Below are 19,817 nucleotides of genomic sequence, written 5' to 3' on the forward strand. Positions count from 1 at the left end.
TACTGAAATGAAATCCTTTCTGGTAGCGACAGATTTTTCCGATATCTCCAGGGAAGCAGCGATGTATGCCGCGAACCTGGCAAATGCAGCCGGAGCCGAACTCACCCTGATCCACGCCTACCTGTTACCCACGCCTGTAAGTGAAGTACCTTATGTTATGGTGTCAGTTGATGAGTTGCAGCGTGACAATGAGAAACTTGCCCGCGAGCTGGCCGACCACATTCATTCCCAGACAGGGGTTTCAGTCCGGACAATCGTGAATATCGGGCTTCCGGCTGACGAAGTGGTATACCAGGCTAAGGAGATCGGTGCTGACCTGATCGTAGTGGGGATGCGGGGTGAAAACAAGACAATCGACAAGATCATTGGCAGTACAACGGCAGCCATTATGAGAAAGGCGACCGTACCGGTACTGGTAGCACCGGCTCATACCGTTTATTCTCCCATCAAACAATTCACATATGCTACCGACTTCAGTTACACCATGAACCTCAGGTGCCTGAAGACATTACAGGAAATGGCCCGCATCTTCATTGGCGCAAGGCTGAACGTGGTGCATATTCAGCGCCCCGGTGAGGTGATGAATGCCGAGCAGGTCGCGGGTAAGGTTCGTCTTGAGCCAATGCTGGAAGGAATCCACCATGAATATTTCAACCTGGAGCATACCAATGTCGAAACCGGGTTGAAAACTTTTCTCTCCCAACACCCCAGCGAACTGCTCGTAATGGTCGCCCACAAGCATAGCTGGTGGGAGCGCCTTGTCAGCGGCAGCCATACCAAGGAAATGGCCTACAAGTCCGATATTCCGCTGCTGGTTCTGCAGGACAAGGATTGAATATTTCGAATTTTTCCTATTTCCTCGTACCTTTGCCCCCCAATTTAAAGGCAGGCGAGACCCGTTTGCCATTGTATCAACTCAAAATTGCAATGTATGGCAACCGTTACGAGGGAAAATATCGGTCTGTTGAACGACAAGATAACTGTGAAAGTGGCAAAAGAAGATTATTTGCCATCCTTCGAGAAAGCTTTGAAAAATTATAGCAAGCAGGCCAATATGCCCGGCTTCCGTAAGGGGATGGTGCCCGCCGGCCTCATCCGCAAAATGCATGGTCAGTCTGTTTTCGTTGATGAAGTACTCCGTACGGTTGAAAAGCAGCTGAGCGACTATATGGTTAACGAGAAACTCGAGATCTTCGCCCAGCCGTTGCCTTTGCCCGAGAACGATTCACGCCAGCTGGATTTTAACAGTCCCAATGAATATGCTTTCGCATTCGAGATCGGCCTGAAGCCTGATTATAAGGTTGCAGACCTGGCAACTGCCAGCCTTCCCTTCTTCAAGATCAATGTTACCGAGGAAATGATAAAGGAAGAGATCGATCGCCTGCAACTGCGGAACGGTAACATGACCGAGCCGGAATCAGTTACAGGTGATGACAATGTTCTGAACGTAACATTTACAGAAGTTGATGCTGAAGGAAATGCGGTAGAAGGTGGCGTTACCAAAGACAACTCGCTCCTCGTAAAATACTTTGCGGAATCTTTCCGCCCTTCACTCATCGGCGCGAAAAAAGACGATGTGGTAACCATCCAGCTGAGCCAGGCCTTTGATGCAAAAGAAAGGGAGTGGATCCTTGGCGACCTCGGGTTTGCAAAAGATGACGCAGCTGCTGCTGACAAAAATTTCAAACTTACCATTACCAAAGTTGGACTGGTAGAGAAAGCCCCGCTGGATGAAAACCTGTTCAAGGCAGTGTTTGCAGGAAAGGAAATTGCTGATGAATCAGCTTTCCGTGAAGCCATTAAGGAAGATATCCAGGCCCAGCTCGACAGCCAGAGCCGCAACCAGCTGTACGACGGCATTTACCATTACCTGCTGGACAATACCCAGATCAACTTCCCTGAAACTTTCCTGAAACGCTGGATGCAGAACAGCTCAGAGCAGCAAAAATCTGCCGAAGATGCCGAGAAAGAATATCCTTCATTCTCAGGTTCATTGAAGTGGACTCTGATCGTTGACCAACTGGTAAAAGACAACAACATCGAGATTCAGCAGGACGATATCCGCGATTTCGCGAAGGCTCAGCTCTTCAGCTATATGGGCAATATGAACATGGGTCAGCTTGATACCGAACAGCCATGGGTAAATGACTATGTTGAGCGCATGATGAAGGACCGTAAGTTCGTGGAGGACAGCTACCACCGCATCCAGACTGACAAGGTTTTCGGATTCGCTGAAAGCAAGGTAGGTAAGGTTGAGAAGCCGATCAGCCTGGAAGATTTCCAGAAGATGCAGGCAGAACACCACCATCACCACTAAGATGATCTGCGATTGGTCGATAAGTGTATGACTCAATAAGTGAATAAGTGAAAGGGCGTCCGTCAAAACCGGGCGCCCTTTTTTATTGCGCACCTGTTTTGTCAGCCCGATTGACCTTTTTTGTCATGATTTTCAATTGGAAAGATATTTGCACCACTCTTCTACCTTATTTTTAATAAAATAACCAGGGATATGAGTTCAGAATTTGAAAAATATGCGGTCAAGCATCGTGGAATTTCGAGTTTGACCCTACACGACTACCAGAAGCATTTAGTTACGAACCTTACTCCGAACATTATAGAGGAGCGTCCGATGAACGTTGCGGTTATGGATGTATACAGCAGGTTGATGATGGACAGGATCATCTTCCTGGGATATCCCATCAACGACGAAGTCGGAAACATCATCACAGCCCAGTTACTTTTCCTGGAAAGCACCGATCGCACGCGCGATATCCAGATGTATATCAATAGTCCGGGTGGAAGCGTATATGCGGGTCTCGGTGTGTATGACACCCTCCAGTATATCACTCCTGATGTTGCCACCATTTGTATCGGGATGGCTGCCTCCATGGGCGCCGTTTTGATGTGTGCAGGAACAAAGGGCAAACGTACAGCGCTGAAACACAGCCGGATCATGATACACCAGCCAAGTGGCGCAATCGGTGGACAGGCATCTGACATCGAGATTACGGTGAATGAGATCCGCAAGCTGAAAAAGGAACTTTATGACATCATCGCTTTCCATACCGGCAAGCCTGTCAAGCAGGTAGAAAAGGATAGCGACCGTGATTACTGGCTCAATTCCCAGGAAGCGAAGGAATATGGCCTGGTAGATGAAGTTCTGCTGGTGAACCCCCGCAAAGAGCACAAAGACTAATCACCGCCCCACCTCCTTTTAATTTTACATTTTTAATTAAAATTTTGAAAGATGTTTCCCTTAAGATATTCAGGTTACCGCATGGATGATGAAGAAGAAAAACAAAGAGAAGACAAGCGTGATGAGCTTATCATGCTGAATAAGAGGCTGGAACAACAATTTTTTGAACAAAGGGCCGTGTACCTGTGGGGACCGGTGGACGATAAATCGGCCCGCGAGACAGTGACGAAGATGATGCTGCTCGATTCCGACAAGCCGGGTACAGAGATCAAATTCTATATCAACAGCCCGGGTGGGGTAGTTACCAGTGGCATGGTAATTTATGATACTATGAAGATGCTGAAAAGCCCGGTGAGTACCATTTGCATGGGACTTGCTGCTTCAATGGGTTCGATCCTGCTAAGCGGCGGGGTTAAAGGCCGCCGGTTTATTTACCCCCACGGTGAAGTGATGATTCACCAGCCGAGCCTCGGTGGCTATATGCAGGGAGTAAGTGCTGACCTTGAAATCCAGGCCAAGCAGACCAAAAGAGTTAAAGAGCTGGGAGCCAAAATCTTAGCAGAGAATTGTGGAAAAACCATGGCCCAGGTAATGAAGGACTTCGACCGGGATTACTGGATGGATGCCCGCGAAGCGATTGAATATGGCATTGTGGACCAGATCATTGAAAAGAACAATTAAGGTTTTAATCCGTTTTGTAGGATAAATACGTTTATTTAACGTAATAAGTTACCGTAAATAACCGTTCCGTCTAAGCGGAGCGGTTATTTATCTTTACCAATCTAATGGATTAGATACCTTTGCAACCAAGCAACAGCGAGTATGGCAAAAAACACTTTACATTGTTCGTTCTGCGGCAGAAGCCGGGATGAGGTGAAGATCCTGATCGCCGGACAGGACGGACATATCTGCGAAAACTGCGTTGAGCACGCACGCGAAATCATTGAACAGGAGTTACTGACACGCTCAGAGACAACCGGAAATGGTTTCAAACTGACAGTTAAGAAACCAATAGAAATAAAGCGATTCCTGGACGAATATGTTATTGGCCAGGATGATGCAAAAAAGGTACTTGCCGTGGCGGTTTACAACCACTACAAGCGACTTCAGCAAAAGACCACCGATGGAGATATTGATATTGAAAAGAGCAATATTGTCATGGTCGGCGAAACCGGTACGGGTAAGACCCTGCTGGCGAAAACTATCGCAAAGCTGCTGAATGTACCTTTCGCAATTGTTGATGCGACTGTTTTTACCGAAGCTGGTTATGTTGGTGAAGACGTTGAAAGTATCCTGACCCGCCTGCTGCAGGTGTGTAATTACGATGTAACCGCGGCAGAAAGAGGGATCGTTTATATTGACGAGATTGATAAAATCGCAAGAAAGGGAGACAATCCCTCCATTACCCGCGATGTAAGCGGCGAAGGTGTTCAGCAGGGATTACTGAAGCTGCTGGAAGGCACCGATGTGCTGGTGCCACCACAGGGTGGAAGAAAGCACCCGGAACAAAAGCTTATTAAGATCAACACCCAGAATATTCTTTTCATTTGTGGTGGCGCATTTGACGGCGTTGACAAACTGATCGCAAGAAGGGTTAACACGAATGCGATCGGATTCAACGTGAACAAAGAGCAACAGGAGGCTGCGAAGAAAAACCTGCTGCAGTACGTAAATGCCCAGGACCTGAAACATTTTGGTTTGATCCCTGAACTGCTCGGCCGTCTGCCGGTTGTAACCTATCTCAACCCGCTCGATGCCGAAACTCTCCGCTCAATTCTGACCGAGCCTAAGAATGCGCTGATCAAACAGTATAAGAAACTGTTTGAGATCGAAGGAATCGAACTTTCCATCGACAACGAAGTGCTTGATTTCATGGTGGCAAAAGCTATGGAATATAAGCTTGGTGCACGCGGATTGCGCTCGATCTGTGAAAGCATTTTGACGGACGCCATGTTCGAGTTGCCGTCCAGCAAGGAAACCAAATTCCATCTCACCTTTGAATATGCTGAGAAGAAATTTGACAAGAGCAAGATGAGCCTGCTCAAAGTAGCCTGATAAATAATTAGCATGAAGGAATTAATCGATCAACTGAAAGCGGAAGGATTAACTGAAGAACAGGCCTATAAAGCTGTTGAGATTGTAAAGAACTTTGCGAAAGAAAAGTTCCCCATCTTCGGCGGTGCAATTGACAGGCTTTTTGAGAAGTATGGACCAAAGGATAAAGACGACGATTTTCTCGATTGATCGTGACCGATAGTTTATTACAGCCCCGGTGTTACCGGGGCTTTTTTATTGGAAAAAAAATTGCCGCTCCAAAAATGAAGCGGCGTTCTATAGCAAGCAAACGAAGAAACAAATGTTTGTTACGCGTTCAATACTTCACGCGCGATGACGATCTTTTGAATTTCAGAAGTACCTTCTCCTATCGTGCACAGCTTACTGTCACGATAAAATTTTTCAACCGGGAAGTCTTTCGTGTATCCATAACCGCCAAAGATCTGCACAGCGTCAGTGGCCACCTTCACAGCTACTTCACTTGCAAAGTATTTCGCCATGGCTGCTTCTTTTGTCATCGGTAAACCACGGTTCTTAAGATCTGCGGCCTGGTTTGTCAATAATTCAGCTGCCATGATCTCTGTGGCCATGTCTGCAATTTTGAAAGAAATTCCCTGGAAACTTGCAATCGGTTTATCAAACTGGTGACGCTCTTGTGAATATTTGATTGACGCTTCCATTGCGCCTTTGGCTATTCCCAATGATAAGGCTGCGATAGAGATTCTTCCACCATCGAGCACTTTCATCGACTGGCGGAAGCCATCACCCACTTTACCGAGTCGGTTGGCATCGGGGATCCGGCAATTGTCAAAAATCATTTCAGCTGTTTCACTGGCGCGCATCCCCAGCTTATTTTCCTTTTTGCCGCCACTGAAACCCGGTGTGCCCCTTTCCACGATGAAAGCAGTGGCATTGTCCCTTGTCCGGGCTTCCCCGGTACGGGCCACTACCACTGCTATGTCACCGCTTTTCCCATGTGTGATCCAGCACTTTGTGCCGTTTATTATCCACGAATCGCCATCACGGACGGCGGTCGTTTTCATGTTTCCAGCATCACTGCCTGTATTCGCCTCTGTAAGTCCCCATGCCCCAAGCCATTCAGCAGTAGCAAGCTTTGGAAGATATTTAGATTTCTGCTCCTCATTGCCGAAAGCCAGGATATGGCCCGTACACAATGAATTATGAGCCGCCAGGCTAAGTCCAATTGACCCGCAGACTTTGGCGACCTCCTGGATAATGGCTACATATTCCAGGTAACCAAGGCCAGCGCCTCCGTACTCTTCGGGTACCAGCACTCCCATTAAGCCATACTTTCCCATTTCCCGGAAGAGATGATCAGGAAACTCCTGCTTTTCATCCCATTCCATTACGTGGGGTAATATGAATTGCCGGGCAAAGTCCCGGGCAGTGTCAGCAATCTGTTGCGTCAAAACGGTTGATTCCAGTTCCATTCCAGACTATTTGAATACCATTGCAATATAAGAGGTTTTTTCTTGCACTAACAAGTGTTAGTTAGCGAAATTTACAATAAGGCTCCACTTTTCTTAACCAGTCCGTGTCCGCAAGATGGATTTTCATTAAATCCCCGATTGATTGGTACGCACCATGAGCATCCCGGTAGCTGATAACAGCGTTGGCCATCGGTCCCCTGAAATACGGGTGCTTTGACAATTCCTCCCTGTCTACTGTATTAATGTCAACCTGCAACGGCATGCCTGGATCCGGCTCCAGGTATGGTAGCAGCGTGTTCAACAGGGTATCCCTGATTCCATACACTTCCAGCAACTGGCCAACACGGTAAAAGCCACCCAACTTATTCCTGTATCCAATGATCCTCGAGGCCAGCTTAGGACCGATTCCCGGCAGTGCGACCAGCACTGCACTATCGGCTGTATTAATATTGACTTTGGCTTTTACCCGGGGTTTATCCGGCCAGGATTTTTTATTGCCAGGAGGGTTGTGATCTGTGAGCTCCCTGATCCTTACATAAGGCTTCAATTTATCAGCGAGTGCTGCAGGAAGTCCATAAATATTATCGAGGTCGTCTGCTTTCCTGAATCTTCCCCCCTTTTCCAGGAACCTGCTTATTGTAAGCGTCGTTTTTTCCCTGACTCCCAGTTGCATCCATTCGCTGGGCGACGCCGTATTGGGATCGAAATAAAACAACTTTTGACTCGCCGTAAAAGTTGCAGGACGGTTGCGAGTCCACTTACCCGTATCATTGTTATATTGTCTCCTGTAGGCCGGTGAATCGCGCTGCCAGAGTTTTATCACAGCCATAGCCAGGCTGTCTTCCTCAACCACCCTGGACGCCGTTTCCGGTATAAACCGGGGCAAGATCAAAAGCACTACCAATACCAGGGCCAGCGCCATCACCGCCCATCTTTCCCTCCGGCTAAACGTTAGATAGTCCGCCGCCCAATTTCGCCAGTCATTCTTTTCCATCCTGCGAATTAAACCTCATCAAGGTTGCCAAACAACCGTTTTTTCACGGTCCTTCACCCGACGGGTGAGACCCGACGGGTGAGACCCGACGGGTGAGACCCGACGGGTGGGACCCGACGGGTGAACGTTAGGGTTAACAGGGAACGGTGACCGTAAGGCCATCGTAGGCGAGCTGCATGCCCGGGGGCAATGAGGCGTTTACCAGTTCGTGGAGTCCGAGCTGGTGGCTGATGTGCGTGAAGTAGGCGTTGGGAACGCCGATGGTCTGCACCATTTCGACGGCCTCGCCGAGGGTGAAATGGGAGATGTGTTTCTCGTGGCGGAGTGCATTCAGCACGAGGTGACTGCTGCCACGGATCTTCTGGATCTCCGGCTCGTCGATCCTGTTGGCGTCAGTAATATAGGTGAAATCACCGAAGCGGAAGCCGAGTACCGGCATCATCATATGCCATACGAGGATGGGCACGACCTCGATGTCACCAACGGTAAACGGATCCATATCAATGGCATTTATCTGGATATCCGGAACACCGGGATACCGCGTTTCTGCAAATGCATAGGGAAACTCACGGATGATCGCCATCTGCGTCATCTCGTTCGCGTAAATATGCATCGGCTGTTTTGAGAAGAAATTATAGGCGCGGACGTCATCCAGCCCGGCAATATGGTCTTTGTGAGGATGGGTGAATACAATACCATCGAGCTTTTTCACCTGGGCCCGCAGCATCTGGTAACGGAAGTCGGGGGTTGAGTCAACAACCAGGGTCGTCGTCGCCGATCTCACCAGTATGCTCGAGCGAAGCCGGTTGTCGCGCTTATCAGTGGAAGTGCAAACCTCACAACTGCACCCGATCATCGGAACGCCACTGCTGGTTCCGGTACCGAGAAATGTTATAGTGAGTGAGGAAGGTCGTTTCATAATTCACCAGGAGGATTTTCCTTTGCTTCGCGCGAACGCTCAAGAACCTCGTTGTACGTTTTTTTTGCTTCCGGCGTAAGGTCGTCTGGGTTCACTTTCAGCTGTGGAATAATGTCTATCAGCGTATTTATCCTCCCTTCGAGCTGGAGAAATTTATTCAGCACCACCACCTTTTTCTGTTCGAGTATGCAATAGCCGCTCTGAAAGGTTCCGCGTTCATACCTGACTATATATGACGCCTCCTCAAGCACCTGCTCGATCTTGTTTAAAGTAGCCTGGGTATATTTCATAAAGTCAAAAGTAAAATGAAAAAGTAAAAACCAGCGTTCTACTTCGACGTCATCTTTATTACCGGTACGATCATCTCTTCAAGGCTGATGCCGCCATGCTGGAAAGTGTTCCGGTAGTAGTTCACATAATGATTATAATTATTGGGATAGCAGAGATACCCGTCTTCCTTGGCAAAAATGTAGGATGAATTAACCGTCGGAACCGGCAGCCCGGCGTCCTTGGGATCCCGGATCGCCAGTACATCCTTTGCCTCGTAATTCAGGTTGCGACCATGTTTATAGCGAAGGTTGGTCGTGGTCTGCTTGTCGCCCACCACTTTATGTGGGGTATTCACCCGCACGGAACCGTGGTCTGTCGCCAGAACCAGGTTGATCTTTTTATCAGCGATCTTTTTCAGTGCCTGGAACAGCGGGGAATGCTCAAACCAGCTGGTCGTAATGCTGCGGTAACTGATCTCGTCACTGGCGAGTTCTTTCAGCACCTCCATTTCAGTGCGGGCATGGCTGAGCATGTCCACGAAATTGTATACAATAATGTTCAGGTCATTGCCCAACAGGTTGTGGATATTATTCACAAGCTCGTTCCCTGCCTGGTGGTTTACCACCTTCACATAAGAATGCTTTATATCATCGCGCTTCAGCCTTTTCAGCTGGGCGTGGAAAAAATGATCTTCCTGCAGGTTCTTCCCACCTTCTTCTTCATCATTCTTCCAGAGTTGCGGAAACTGCTTTTCAATCTCCAGTGGCATCAGTCCTGCAAAAAGCGCGTTCCGTGCATACTGAGTCGCAGTAGGCAGGATGCTGTAAAATGTATCTTCCTCGAGTATGCGAAAATATTCGGCAAAAATCGGTTGGATCGCTTTCCACTGGTCGAACCGCAGGTTGTCAAGCAGGATAAAAAAGGTCGGGACCTCCTTGCTGATATGCGGCAACACCTTAAACTTAAACAGGGTGTTCGACATGATCGGTGCATCATCAGAACGGGGGTTGACCCAGTTCAGGTAATTGCGGCAGACAAACTTGCAGAATTCGGTATTGGCCTCCTCCTTCTGGGATTGCAGCACTTCCTGCATTTCCGGGCTATCGCTCTTTTCCATTTCCAGTTCCCAGTAGACCAGTTTTTTGTAGATGTCCATCCACTCGTTGTAGTCCGGGTTGCTGTTCAGTGCCATGAACAGGTTACGGAACTGTTGCTGGTAGGCGGAAGTGGTCCGCTCTGCAACAAGCCGTTTATTATCGAGGATCTTCTTCAGGCTGAGCAGCACCTGGTTGGGGTTCACCGGTTTGATCAGGTAGTCGCTGATCTGCGAGCCGATGGCTTCGTCCATCAGGTTCTCGGTTTCATTTTTTGTGATCAGTACAACGGGAATCTGTTGGTTAAGCTCCTTGATCTTCGCAAGGGTCTCCAGCCCGGTTATGCCGGGCATGGTCTCGTCAAGCAAAACGAGGTCAACCGGCTGTTGCTTTACAAATTCGATGGCGTCGAAACCGTTTGTCAGGGTATGTACGGAATATCCTTTGTTTTCAAGGAACAGCTTCTGTGATTGCAGACTTTCTATTTCATCGTCTACCCAAAGAATGGTGGCTAATGGCATGAAGCCAAATGTAATTTATCTGTAGCGGCTTCGTACTTTTGCCGGCCAACATTCACAGAATTTAACAAAATAAGTCAGGGTGATGAATGCAACCAGGAAGATTGTGAACGACCCTGTTTATGGGTTCATCACCATTGATCATCCGCTGCTGATGCAGGTGATCGCACATCCTTATTACCAGCGGCTGAGGCGGATCCAGCAGATGGCTTTTGCCCACCTCGTTTATCCCGGTGCGGTGCATACCCGCCTCCATCATTCCCTCGGTGCCTATCACCTCATGTGTAATGCACTCATGGAACTGAAAAACAAAGGAGTACATATTACACCTGAAGAGGAAACCGCAGCGAAAATTGCGATCCTGTTACATGATGCCGGTCACGGACCTTACTCTCACGCCCTCGAACATACGCTGATCAAAGGACTACGGCATGAATCCATTTCGCAGCTCATCATGGAATCCATCAACAGGGAAACCGGTGGTCAACTTGAACTTGCGATCCACATTTTTAATGGTCAATACGATAAACCATTTCTTCACCAGCTGGTTTCCGGGCAACTGGATGTGGACCGGATGGACTACCTAACCCGTGACAGCTTTTTCACCGGGGTCTCAGAAGGCGTAATCGGCTATGACCGGATCATAAAAATGCTCTGTGTATGGAATGGTGAGCTGGTGGTAGAAGAAAAGGCCATTTACTCGATCGAAAAATTCCTTGTCGCCCGCAGATTGATGTACTGGCAGGTGTACCTGCACAAAACGGTGCTTTGCGCGGAGAAGATGCTGGTCACCATTATCCAGCGGGCAAAAGCGCTCATCGGTGCAGGCATAAAGGTTGCAGCGCCTTCGGAAATCCTCAACTTTTTCCTGCAGGAGGGCGAAAACCTGAAGATCGAAGATCACCTGGAAAAATTCTGCCAGCTGGATGATTTCGATGTGATGGGTGCTATCAAAAGCTGGATGCAACACCCCGACAAAGTGCTGTCCGCTTTATGCCGGATGCTGGTAGACAGGCAACTGCTGAAGGTCCGGCTGCAGGCGGAACCATTTGACCCGGCATTTATGGCAGAGCAACGTGCCATAACCGCAAAAGCTGCCGGCATCACCGAAGAGGATGCCGGGTTCCTGGTATTTACCGGTGAAGCCAGCAATACCACTTATGATCCCTACGAGGAAAGGATCCAAATCCTGTTCAAGGATGGAAATATCAGGGATATTTCACAGGTGGATAACGCTCTTATCCAGCACAATTTATCCCGCCCTGTTAAAAAATATTACTTTTGCTACCTGAATCCGGCAGTTGCAGAAAAATTGTTCTGAGAGTATTGCCGCATTAATAAAAAATTATATATGCAATTCAGCGCCGCACAGATAGCAGTACTGATAAATGGGACAGTAGAAGGGAACCCTGAAGTTTTAGTAGGTTCTTTTGGAAAGATAGAAGAGGCTGTATCCGGACAATTGTCATTCCTGGCCAATCCTAAATACGAAGATTATTTATATACTACTTCCGCATCCATCATTATTGTCAATGACAATCTCGAGCTGAAGCAGCCCGTAACGGCCGCGCTGATCAGGGTGAAGGATGCCTATTCTGCCTTTGCCACTTTACTTTCGAAATACCAGGAGCTGAAGACGCAGCAATTGGTGGGAAGGCAGGAACCCAGTTATGTGTCGACATCAGCGAAAATGGGAGAAGGGGTGTTCATCGGTGCATTTGCCTATATCGGCGAAAACGTAACCATTGGCAACCAGGTAAAGATCTTTCCCCAGGTATTCATTGGCAATAATGTTACCATAGAAGACAACAGTATTATTCACCCCGGAGTAAAGATCTACCATGACTGTAAGATCGGCAGGCAGGTAACGATCCATGCCGGCACGGTGATCGGCAGCGACGGATTCGGGTTCGCTCCACAGGCCGATGGCAGTTTCAAGAAGGTTCCGCAGATCGGGAATGTGGTAGTGGAAAACGGCGTGGAGATCGGTGCCAATGCAACAATCGACCGCGCTACGATCGGGTCAACCATAATTAAAGCCGGCGCAAAGCTGGACAACCTGATACAGGTTGCACACAATGTAGAAGTGGGCAACAATACAGTAATAGCAGCCCAGGCGGGGGTAAGCGGCAGTACGAAGATCGGCAGCAATGTCATGATCGGCGGACAAGCCGGGATAGTGGGACATATTTCTATAGCTGATGGCAGTAAGATCAATGCGCAGAGTGGTGTAAGCAAATCCATCAAGCTTCCCAATACAGCGGTAACCGGGTCACCGGCCTTTGACTATACAAGTGCTCTACGCAGCCAGGCAGTCAGCCGTAATCTCCCCGAGCTCGAAAAAAGGATCAAAGAGCTCGAGCAGATCGTAAAAAGTTTAAAGTTCGAGGTATAGAACCATTACAAGCCGATCCAATCGGTGTTCTCTTTAATTTTGCCGCTTAAGATTCAAACGCATGGACGCAAATTTCAACTCTGACAAACAGCACACCGTAGGTGCGGAGATAAGTATTTCGGGGACAGGACTACACACCGGTGTTAAGGTGGATATGACTTTCCGACCGGCCAGTCCCGGTTTCGGACTCCAGTTTCAACGGATAGATCTCCCGGGTCAGCCCATCATTAAAGCTGATTGTGACCTGGTTACCGATACCTCACGGGGAACAACAATCGAAGACAACGGTGCCAGGGTGAGCACTGTAGAACATGTACTTGCTGCTCTCGTAGGCCTTGGCGTGGACAACTGTCTCATTGAGATCAATGGTCCTGAAACACCAATCATGGATGGCAGCTCCCAGCCTTTTGTGGAGATCCTGCAGGAAGTAGGCGTTGTTGAACAGCAGGCCGCGAAAGCCTGGTACAGCATCGACCAGAACATTTACCACTATGATGAAAAGAAGCGCGTGGAAATGGTGGCGATGCCGGCTGTGGACTACCAGATCACAACGCTGATCGATTTTAATTCACCGGTATTGGGAACGCAGCATGCAGGACTGAAAAACATGTCGGAATTCGTTAAGGAGATCTCACCATGCCGCACATTCGTTTTCCTGCATGAGCTGGAAATGCTGCTGGAACACAACCTGATCAAAGGTGGTGATATCAATAATGCCATCGTGGTGGTGGATAAGCCGGTAACGGAGGAAGAAATGGCGCGCCTGGCAAAATCATTCGGCCGCGACAGGATCGAAGTAAAACATGAAGGTTACCTGAATAACCTGGAACTCAGGTTTTCGAATGAGCCGGCACGTCACAAGCTCCTGGACGTAGTCGGAGACCTGGCACTTATTGGCTACCCGATCAAGGCAAGGATCATTGCCAACCGCCCGGGTCACAGCACCAATGTCGAATTTGCCCGCCAGATCAAACAATACATAAAGAAAAACAGGCATCTGAAGGACGTTCCCATTTACGATCCCAACCAGCCGCCCATTTTCAATGCCCAGCAGATCGAACAGACCCTGCCGCATCGTTATCCCTTCCTGCTGGTTGACAAGATCATAGAACTCACCGATAAGCATATTATCGGCGTTAAGAATGTGACCTTTAATGAACCGTTTTTCCAGGGACATTTTCCCGGTAACCCGGTAATGCCGGGGGTATTGTTGTGCGAAGCTCTCGCCCAGACAGGAGGGATCCTGGCCATCAATTCCATGCCCAGCGCTACATATGATACTTATTTCCTGAAGATCGACAATTGCAAATTCAAGCAAAAGATCGTTCCGGGCGATACCATGCTCCTGAAAATGGAACTGATTGCGCCTATCCGTCGGGGTATCTGTGAAATGAAAGGGACAGTGTATGTGGGTAATAAAGTGTGCGCTGAAGCCGACATGGTTGCACAGGTGGTCAAACGGGGTTGAGGACGGTCCTTTAAATTGCCTAATTACACCTATTTTTGCACGTCAGTTGAAAAAGCTGACGTTTTTTATATCCGGTGTGCACCAGAAATGACCAACCGGCTTGACAAGAAAATATCACAATGATTCACCCGCACACGTACATCCATCCTAATGCGCGCCTTGCCACGAACGTGAAGGTTGACCCGTTTACTGTAATACACCAGGATGTTGAGATCGGAGAAGGAACCTGGATCGGAAGTAATGTTACCATAATGGAAGGCGCCCGGATAGGTAAGAACTGCCGGATCTTTCCCGGAGCTGTGCTTGCCGCCATACCGCAGGACCTGAAATTTGAAGGAGAATATTCCAATGTAGAGATTGGCGACGGCACAACCATACGGGAGTTTGTAACCATCAACCGCGGAACCAAGGACAGGGGAAAAACTGCAGTAGGCCGGGGCTGTCTCATCATGGCGTACAGCCACCTGGCACATGACTGTATCGTGGGTAACCACGTGATCATGAGCAACAATGTGCAGATGGCCGGTCATGTTACTGTTGGCGACTGGGCCATTATCGGCGGGGTGAGTGCGGTTCACCAGTTCGTTCAGATCGGCCAGCACGCCTTCGTAAGTGGAGGATCGCTGGTGAGCAAGGACGTACCTCCTTACATTAAGGCTGCACGCACACCGCTGTCGTATGCCGGCGTAAATTCTGTCGGTCTCAAACGCCGCGGATTCAGTGTCGACAGGATCAACCACATCCTTGACATTTACCGCGTGCTGTACAATAAGGGAATGAATACCTCACAGGCACTTGAATACATCGAGGAAGAATTCAGCGCAACTGATGAAAGGGATGAAATCGTGACTTTCATCAGGGAAAGCGGAAGGGGTATCATCAAGCGCTTTACAAAAGGCAGCAACGATGAGGATATCTCTATCTGATGCCGGGAAAAGATTCAACCGTGAATGGATCTTCCGGAAGCTTCATTATTCCTTTGAATCAGGGAACAGTTATGCCATAACCGGTCCCAACGGATCAGGCAAGAGCACCCTGCTCCAGGCCATCGCCGGTGCACTCACCATTTCAGAGGGAAAGGTCACTTACCAGCTTAACGGGAATGCGATTGCAGATGATGCTGTATTCAAACAGATCGCCATTGCCGCGCCCTATCTTGAATTAATTGAAGAGATGACGGCGACCGAATTCCTAAGCTTTCATGGGGGATTCAAGCCCTTCCTGCCAAATCATACCATTCCGGAAATGCTTACTGTCGTTGGAATTGAAAAAGCGGCGCATAAGCAGATCCGTTATTATTCTTCGGGAATGAAACAGCGGTTGAAACTCGCACAGGCTGTATTCTCAGATACGCCTGTCCTTCTACTGGACGAACCCACTACCAATCTCGACGCCTCCGGCTCTGCCATGTATTTGTCACTGATGGAAAAGTATGCAAAAGACCGGTTAGTGATCGTGTGCAGTAATGATCCTCACGAATATGTGTTTTGTTCGCAGTCGCTCGATATTATGGGTTACAAGTGACCCCGATCACCTTCTACTCGCAATCAGTAAGTTCAAGTCTGTGTATTTCAGGTTGAAACGCTGGCTGAGGTGGAAATGGGTGAGCGCACCTTTGAACAGGTAGATTCCGCTGCGGAGGTGAACCTTGTGCCAGATCAGGTTTTCAATGCCACCGGCATCTGAAGCTTCGAGCAAAAGCGGCATCAGCACATTGCTGATGGCATGTGAGGCGGTTCGGGCAAAACCGGAAGGAATATTGGGAACACAATAGTGGATAACGCCGTATTTCATGAAGATGGGATGCTCATGACTCGTGATCTCAGAAGTCTCAAAGCAGCCACCGCTGTCGATGCTAACGTCAATGATCACACTACCGGGACGCATATTGCTGACCATTTCTTCTGTAACCACTACGGGTGCACGGCCGCTGTTGCTGCGCAGGGTTCCCACGGCTACCTCGCAGGTCTTCAACTGTTTGGCCAGGATCTTGGGCTCCAGGACGGAGGTCCACAACCTATGGCCAACATTATCCTGCAACTGTTTCAGGCGGAAAACGCTGTTGTCAAAAACTTTTACGGAGGCTCCGAGCGCCAGGGCGGCACGGGCTGCATATTCGCCAACGATACCGGCGCCGAGAATGATCACTTTGGAAGGCGGGATCCCCGTTATCCCTCCCAGCAAAACCCCTTTGCCATGATTGGCAGATCCGAGGTATTGCCCGGCAATCAGCATTACAGCACTACCTGCTATCTCACTCATGCTGCGTACGATCGGAAAAGTTCCGTTCTCATCCTTCAACTGTTCGAATGATAAAGCGGTGATCCGCTTTTCCATCATTTTTTCGAGCAGTTCGGCTTTCAGCAGCGTGATGTGCATCGGTGAAATGATCACCTGGTTCTGCTGCAGACAGGGAAGATCCTCTTCAATTACCGGCGCACTCTTTACCAGGATCGGCGCCTTATATACTTCAGACTTATCGTAAACAATTCTTGCCCCAGCCTCACTGTAATCTTTATCACGGTAATGCGCAGCATCGCCGGCATTGTGTTCGATCACCACCTGGTGACCATTGCTTACCAGCACTCCCACCGCATCTGGGGTAAGGGCTACCCTGTTCTCCTGGAAAGCGACCTCTTTTGGAATCCCAATGTGCAACTGCGCCCCCGTCGGCTTGACATCTAAAGTTTCCTCCAGTGTTTCGTAACTAAATGACGGACTGATAAAAGGTTTCTGCTGAGCCATGTAAAGGTTAAAAGAAGTGGAAAATTACAACTTAATAAGCTCTATTAACCGCTTTTTTTCGTCAATGGCCGTGATCGACAACCGCGCTGTTTCATCAGGAAAAATATGCGGGATCTTTTCCGGCCATTCAACGAAACACCATTCACCGCTGTAAAGACAATCTTCCACACCTGCGTCAATGGCTTCCTGCTCATCCCGCAGGCGGTAACAATCGATATGATAAACCGGGCCGTTGGCGGTACTATACTCATTGATAATCGAGAAGGTCGGGCTGCCCACAACCGATGTCACGCCAAGTGCATCGCAAACTGCATGAATCAAAGTGGTTTTACCCGCACCCATCTGCCCCGACAATGCAACTACGCGTGCATCATCCAGCATTTTTATGATTTCTTTCGATACCTGTGGCAATTCTTCAATTGAATAGGTCCAGCGCATGCGGCAAAGTTATACCAGACTTGCAACCGCGTATCTTTTTTATTGGTCATGCAACCAAAACATTGCCCCGTCATAGTTGTATATTTGTATGTGCAACTATAATCAGCAACATGACCGGAAAAGAAACGATAAATTGGAAGGTGGAAGGAATGACCTGCGCAAATTGTGCGTTGAGCGTTACGAAATACCTGGAGAAGGAAGGTATGCAGAATGTAAAGGTGAACCCGATCGATGGCGATGTTCACTTCGACCTGGAAAACCCGGATGATACGAAACAAAAAGCGCTCAGCCGCGGTATAGAATCATTGGGCTACAAGGTTGTCGATGAAACAATAGCTGCGCCGTCGGGTAAGCGGCCAATGAACAGGTTCCTGCGTTACCTGCTGATCTGCCTTCCCTTTACAGCTGTGCTGATGTTGCATATGATTCCAGGTCTGCATATTCACTGGCTGATGAATCCATGGGTTCAACTGGCCCTGTGTATCCCGGTGTATGTTGTCGGCATGTCTTTCTTCGGTGTAAGCGCCGTAAAAAGCATTCGTCACGGCAACCCGAATATGAATGTGCTGATCGCTATCGGTGCTACTGCGGCTTTTGTATACAGTCTCGCGGGCACCATAATGGGCCAGGGCGAACAGTATCTTTTTTACGAAACTGCTGCAACCATCCTCACGTTGGTATTCCTTGGTAATTACCTCGAAGACCTGTCTATTCAAAGCACCCAGCGCGAGTTGAATAAACTGGCTAAAAGCCAGAAAGTAATGGCCAATATGATCGCTTTCGACGACCAGCACCAGGAGCTGATCTTTCCCGTGGAAAATACCCAGCTAAGAAATGGAGATCTTATCCTGATCCGGAATGGCGAGCAGGTTCCCGCGGATTGTAAGATCCTTTGGGGCGAGGCAACCATAAATGAAGCAATCATTACCGGGGAAAGTCTACCTGTAGAAAAGAAAGCAAAGGATAATCTCATCGGCGGAAGCCTGGTAGTTGAAGGCACGGTAAAAGCACAGGTTACAGCAACAGCAGACCAATCTGTTTTATCGAATATCATCAACCTGGTTAAAAAAGCCCAGGGCGATAAGCCGCCGGTTCAGAAACTGGCAGACCGAATCAGCGCGATTTTTGTTCCGCTGGTGCTCGCAATCGCCTTGCTGACTTTCCTGGTCAATTATTTTATTTTCTCCGGCAACCATGCGTCTCCATTTACTGAATCACTCATGCGGTCAATTGCGGTGCTGGTGATTGCCTGTCCATGTGCGATGGGACTTGCCACCCCGGCTGCGATTGCTGTTGGTCTCGGTCGCGCCGCAAAGAATGGCATCCTGTTCCGGGACGCAAAATCACTGGAAGCATTTAAGAGCGTGAGCCAGGTTGTGTTTGACAAAACAGGAACGCTGACTACGGGAGAATTTGTAATTGCAGGCTATCATACAGAGATCGACGATGCCGCATTCAGGAACATAGTCTACTCATTGGAAAAATTCAGCAATCACCCGATAGCCCGTGGGATTGTAAAAGAATGGAAGCAATCGCCCGAAACCCGGTGGAAAAAAATTGAAGAGATAAAAGGGAAAGGCATGAATGCCGTGAGCCGTGATGGTGACACTTACCTTGCCGGTTCTTTTGCCATTGCAAAGGAATTCACCAACGACGACACGCATAATGTTTACGTCATAAAGAATGGCGCGCTTATCGGCTGGATTGATGTAAAGGATGATATCCGTCCCGAAGCAAGGACCGTGATCAATTATCTCCACGCGAGACAAATTAAAACGATCCTGCTGAGCGGCGACCGGAAATTAAAGTGTGATTTGCTGGCCAGGGAACTTGGCATCGATACCGTTATTGCAGAGAAAACTCCCGAACAAAAACTGCAGATCATTGCGGAGCTAACTGCAAAGTCTCCAACTGCGATGGTGGGTGATGGTATCAACGATGCACCCGCGCTGGCCAAAGCGACAATCGGCATTTCGATGAGTGAAGCTTCACAAGTTGCATTGCAGACTGCTGATGTGGTGCTGATGGGACATGGCCTGAAGAACCTTCCGCTCGCACTCGGGCTGGGAAAACATACGCTAATTACCATCAAACAAAACCTGTTCTGGGCATTCTCCTACAATATAGTGGCGATCCCTGTTGCAGCGTTCGGATTCCTCACTCCGACATTCGGCGCACTGGTTATGGGACTCAGCGATGTGGTTCTTGCCATAAACTCTGTCAGGCTATTCGTGAAAAAAACGGTGTGAACTGACAGCCACAGTTTGTAGATTG

19 protein-coding genes are annotated in these 19,817 nt (G+C 48.7%); 12 read left to right on the forward strand and 7 right to left on the reverse strand.

Features of this window, described 5'->3' with window-relative positions; genetic code table 11:
• Positions 1-7 precede the first annotated feature (7 nt).
• The 6 genes from OI18_RS20800 to OI18_RS24825 all read left to right on the forward strand — a co-directional run bounded on the left by OI18_RS20800 (position 8) and on the right by OI18_RS24825 (position 5,440).
• Positions 8-835 carry a universal stress protein gene (locus tag OI18_RS20800; RefSeq protein ID WP_039143552.1) on the forward strand — a complete coding sequence of 276 codons (828 nt, stop codon included), beginning with the start codon at positions 8-10 and terminating at the stop codon, positions 833-835.
• Between the two features lie 96 nt (positions 836-931).
• Positions 932-2,317 (forward strand): trigger factor, encoded by a 1,386-nt coding sequence (gene tig / locus OI18_RS20805; RefSeq protein ID WP_039143555.1) that lies wholly within the window; start codon positions 932-934, stop codon positions 2,315-2,317.
• 192 nt (positions 2,318-2,509) lie between these two features.
• Entirely contained in the window at positions 2,510-3,196 is a 687-nt protein-coding gene (locus OI18_RS20810) for a ClpP family protease (protein WP_039143558.1), read from the forward strand.
• Positions 3,197-3,247: 51 nt separating this feature from the next.
• Positions 3,248-3,877: a ClpP family protease gene (locus tag OI18_RS20815; RefSeq protein ID WP_205410084.1), complete on the forward strand. Its 630-nt coding sequence runs from the start codon at positions 3,248-3,250 to the stop codon at positions 3,875-3,877.
• 141 nt (positions 3,878-4,018) lie between these two features.
• On the forward strand, positions 4,019-5,251 hold the full coding sequence (gene clpX / locus OI18_RS20820; RefSeq protein ID WP_039143561.1) for an ATP-dependent Clp protease ATP-binding subunit ClpX: 1,233 nt from the start codon (positions 4,019-4,021) through the stop codon (positions 5,249-5,251).
• Positions 5,252-5,263: 12 nt separating this feature from the next.
• Positions 5,264-5,440 carry a hypothetical protein gene (locus OI18_RS24825; protein WP_162836164.1) on the forward strand — a complete coding sequence of 59 codons (177 nt, stop codon included), beginning with the start codon at positions 5,264-5,266 and terminating at the stop codon, positions 5,438-5,440.
• A 119-nt stretch (positions 5,441-5,559) separates the two neighbouring features.
• Here the strand turns inward: OI18_RS24825 and OI18_RS20825 are convergent, their stop codons facing one another.
• The 5 genes from OI18_RS20825 to porX all read right to left on the reverse strand — a co-directional run bounded on the left by OI18_RS20825 (position 5,560) and on the right by porX (position 10,500).
• Complete coding sequence (locus OI18_RS20825) at positions 5,560-6,702, reverse strand: acyl-CoA dehydrogenase family protein (RefSeq protein WP_039143565.1); 1,143 nt, start codon at positions 6,700-6,702, stop codon at positions 5,560-5,562.
• A gap of 61 nt (positions 6,703-6,763) precedes the next feature.
• Entirely contained in the window at positions 6,764-7,696 is a 933-nt protein-coding gene (locus OI18_RS20830) for a ComEA family DNA-binding protein (protein ID WP_082038071.1), read from the reverse strand.
• 133 nt (positions 7,697-7,829) lie between these two features.
• Positions 7,830-8,615 (reverse strand): MBL fold metallo-hydrolase, encoded by a 786-nt coding sequence (locus OI18_RS20835; protein WP_039143568.1) that lies wholly within the window; start codon positions 8,613-8,615, stop codon positions 7,830-7,832.
• A complete protein-coding gene (locus OI18_RS20840; RefSeq protein WP_039143570.1) occupies positions 8,612-8,905 on the reverse strand; it encodes a hypothetical protein in 294 nt (97 codons plus the stop codon). Before OI18_RS20840 ends, OI18_RS20835 begins: the two co-directional genes overlap by 4 nt.
• 38 nt (positions 8,906-8,943) lie before the next feature.
• Positions 8,944-10,500: a T9SS response regulator signal transducer PorX gene (gene porX / locus OI18_RS20845; protein ID WP_039143574.1), complete on the reverse strand. Its 1,557-nt coding sequence runs from the start codon at positions 10,498-10,500 to the stop codon at positions 8,944-8,946.
• A gap of 82 nt (positions 10,501-10,582) precedes the next feature.
• Between porX and OI18_RS20850 the strand changes: the two genes are divergently transcribed.
• The 5 genes from OI18_RS20850 (at position 10,583) to OI18_RS20870 (ending at position 15,884) form a co-directional block, all read left to right on the forward strand.
• A complete protein-coding gene (locus tag OI18_RS20850; RefSeq protein ID WP_039143577.1) occupies positions 10,583-11,818 on the forward strand; it encodes an HD domain-containing protein in 1,236 nt (411 codons plus the stop codon).
• Positions 11,819-11,848: 30 nt separating this feature from the next.
• A complete protein-coding gene (lpxD, locus tag OI18_RS20855; protein WP_039143579.1) occupies positions 11,849-12,892 on the forward strand; it encodes a UDP-3-O-(3-hydroxymyristoyl)glucosamine N-acyltransferase in 1,044 nt (347 codons plus the stop codon).
• 61 nt (positions 12,893-12,953) lie between these two features.
• The gene (locus OI18_RS20860) at positions 12,954-14,360 is read left to right on the forward strand and encodes a bifunctional UDP-3-O-[3-hydroxymyristoyl] N-acetylglucosamine deacetylase/3-hydroxyacyl-ACP dehydratase (protein ID WP_039143582.1); all 1,407 of its coding nucleotides are present in this window, start codon (positions 12,954-12,956) and stop codon (positions 14,358-14,360) included.
• A 119-nt stretch (positions 14,361-14,479) separates the two neighbouring features.
• Entirely contained in the window at positions 14,480-15,286 is an 807-nt protein-coding gene (gene lpxA, locus OI18_RS20865; protein WP_039143584.1) for an acyl-ACP--UDP-N-acetylglucosamine O-acyltransferase, read from the forward strand.
• Positions 15,267-15,884 carry an ABC transporter ATP-binding protein gene (locus OI18_RS20870; RefSeq protein ID WP_039143586.1) on the forward strand — a complete coding sequence of 206 codons (618 nt, stop codon included), beginning with the start codon at positions 15,267-15,269 and terminating at the stop codon, positions 15,882-15,884. Before lpxA ends, OI18_RS20870 begins: the two co-directional genes overlap by 20 nt.
• A gap of 6 nt (positions 15,885-15,890) precedes the next feature.
• Here the strand turns inward: OI18_RS20870 and OI18_RS20875 are convergent, their stop codons facing one another.
• Together OI18_RS20875 and tsaE are read right to left on the reverse strand one after the other, a co-directional pair.
• Positions 15,891-17,105, reverse strand: a complete 1,215-nt coding sequence (locus OI18_RS20875; protein WP_039143588.1) for an alanine dehydrogenase — start codon at positions 17,103-17,105, stop codon at positions 15,891-15,893.
• A gap of 24 nt (positions 17,106-17,129) precedes the next feature.
• Entirely contained in the window at positions 17,130-17,543 is a 414-nt protein-coding gene (tsaE, locus tag OI18_RS20880; protein WP_039143591.1) for a tRNA (adenosine(37)-N6)-threonylcarbamoyltransferase complex ATPase subunit type 1 TsaE, read from the reverse strand.
• Positions 17,544-17,653: 110 nt separating this feature from the next.
• On the opposite strand from tsaE, the gene OI18_RS20885 reads away from it, so the two are divergent.
• Positions 17,654-19,792, forward strand: coding sequence for a heavy metal translocating P-type ATPase (locus OI18_RS20885; RefSeq protein WP_039143593.1), 2,139 nt, complete (start codon positions 17,654-17,656; stop codon positions 19,790-19,792).
• Positions 19,793-19,817 lie beyond the last annotated feature (25 nt).

Origin of the sequence: Flavihumibacter solisilvae, from assembly GCF_000814475.1 — a bacterium.
In the GTDB taxonomy this organism is placed as follows: domain Bacteria; phylum Bacteroidota; class Bacteroidia; order Chitinophagales; family Chitinophagaceae; genus Flavihumibacter; species Flavihumibacter solisilvae.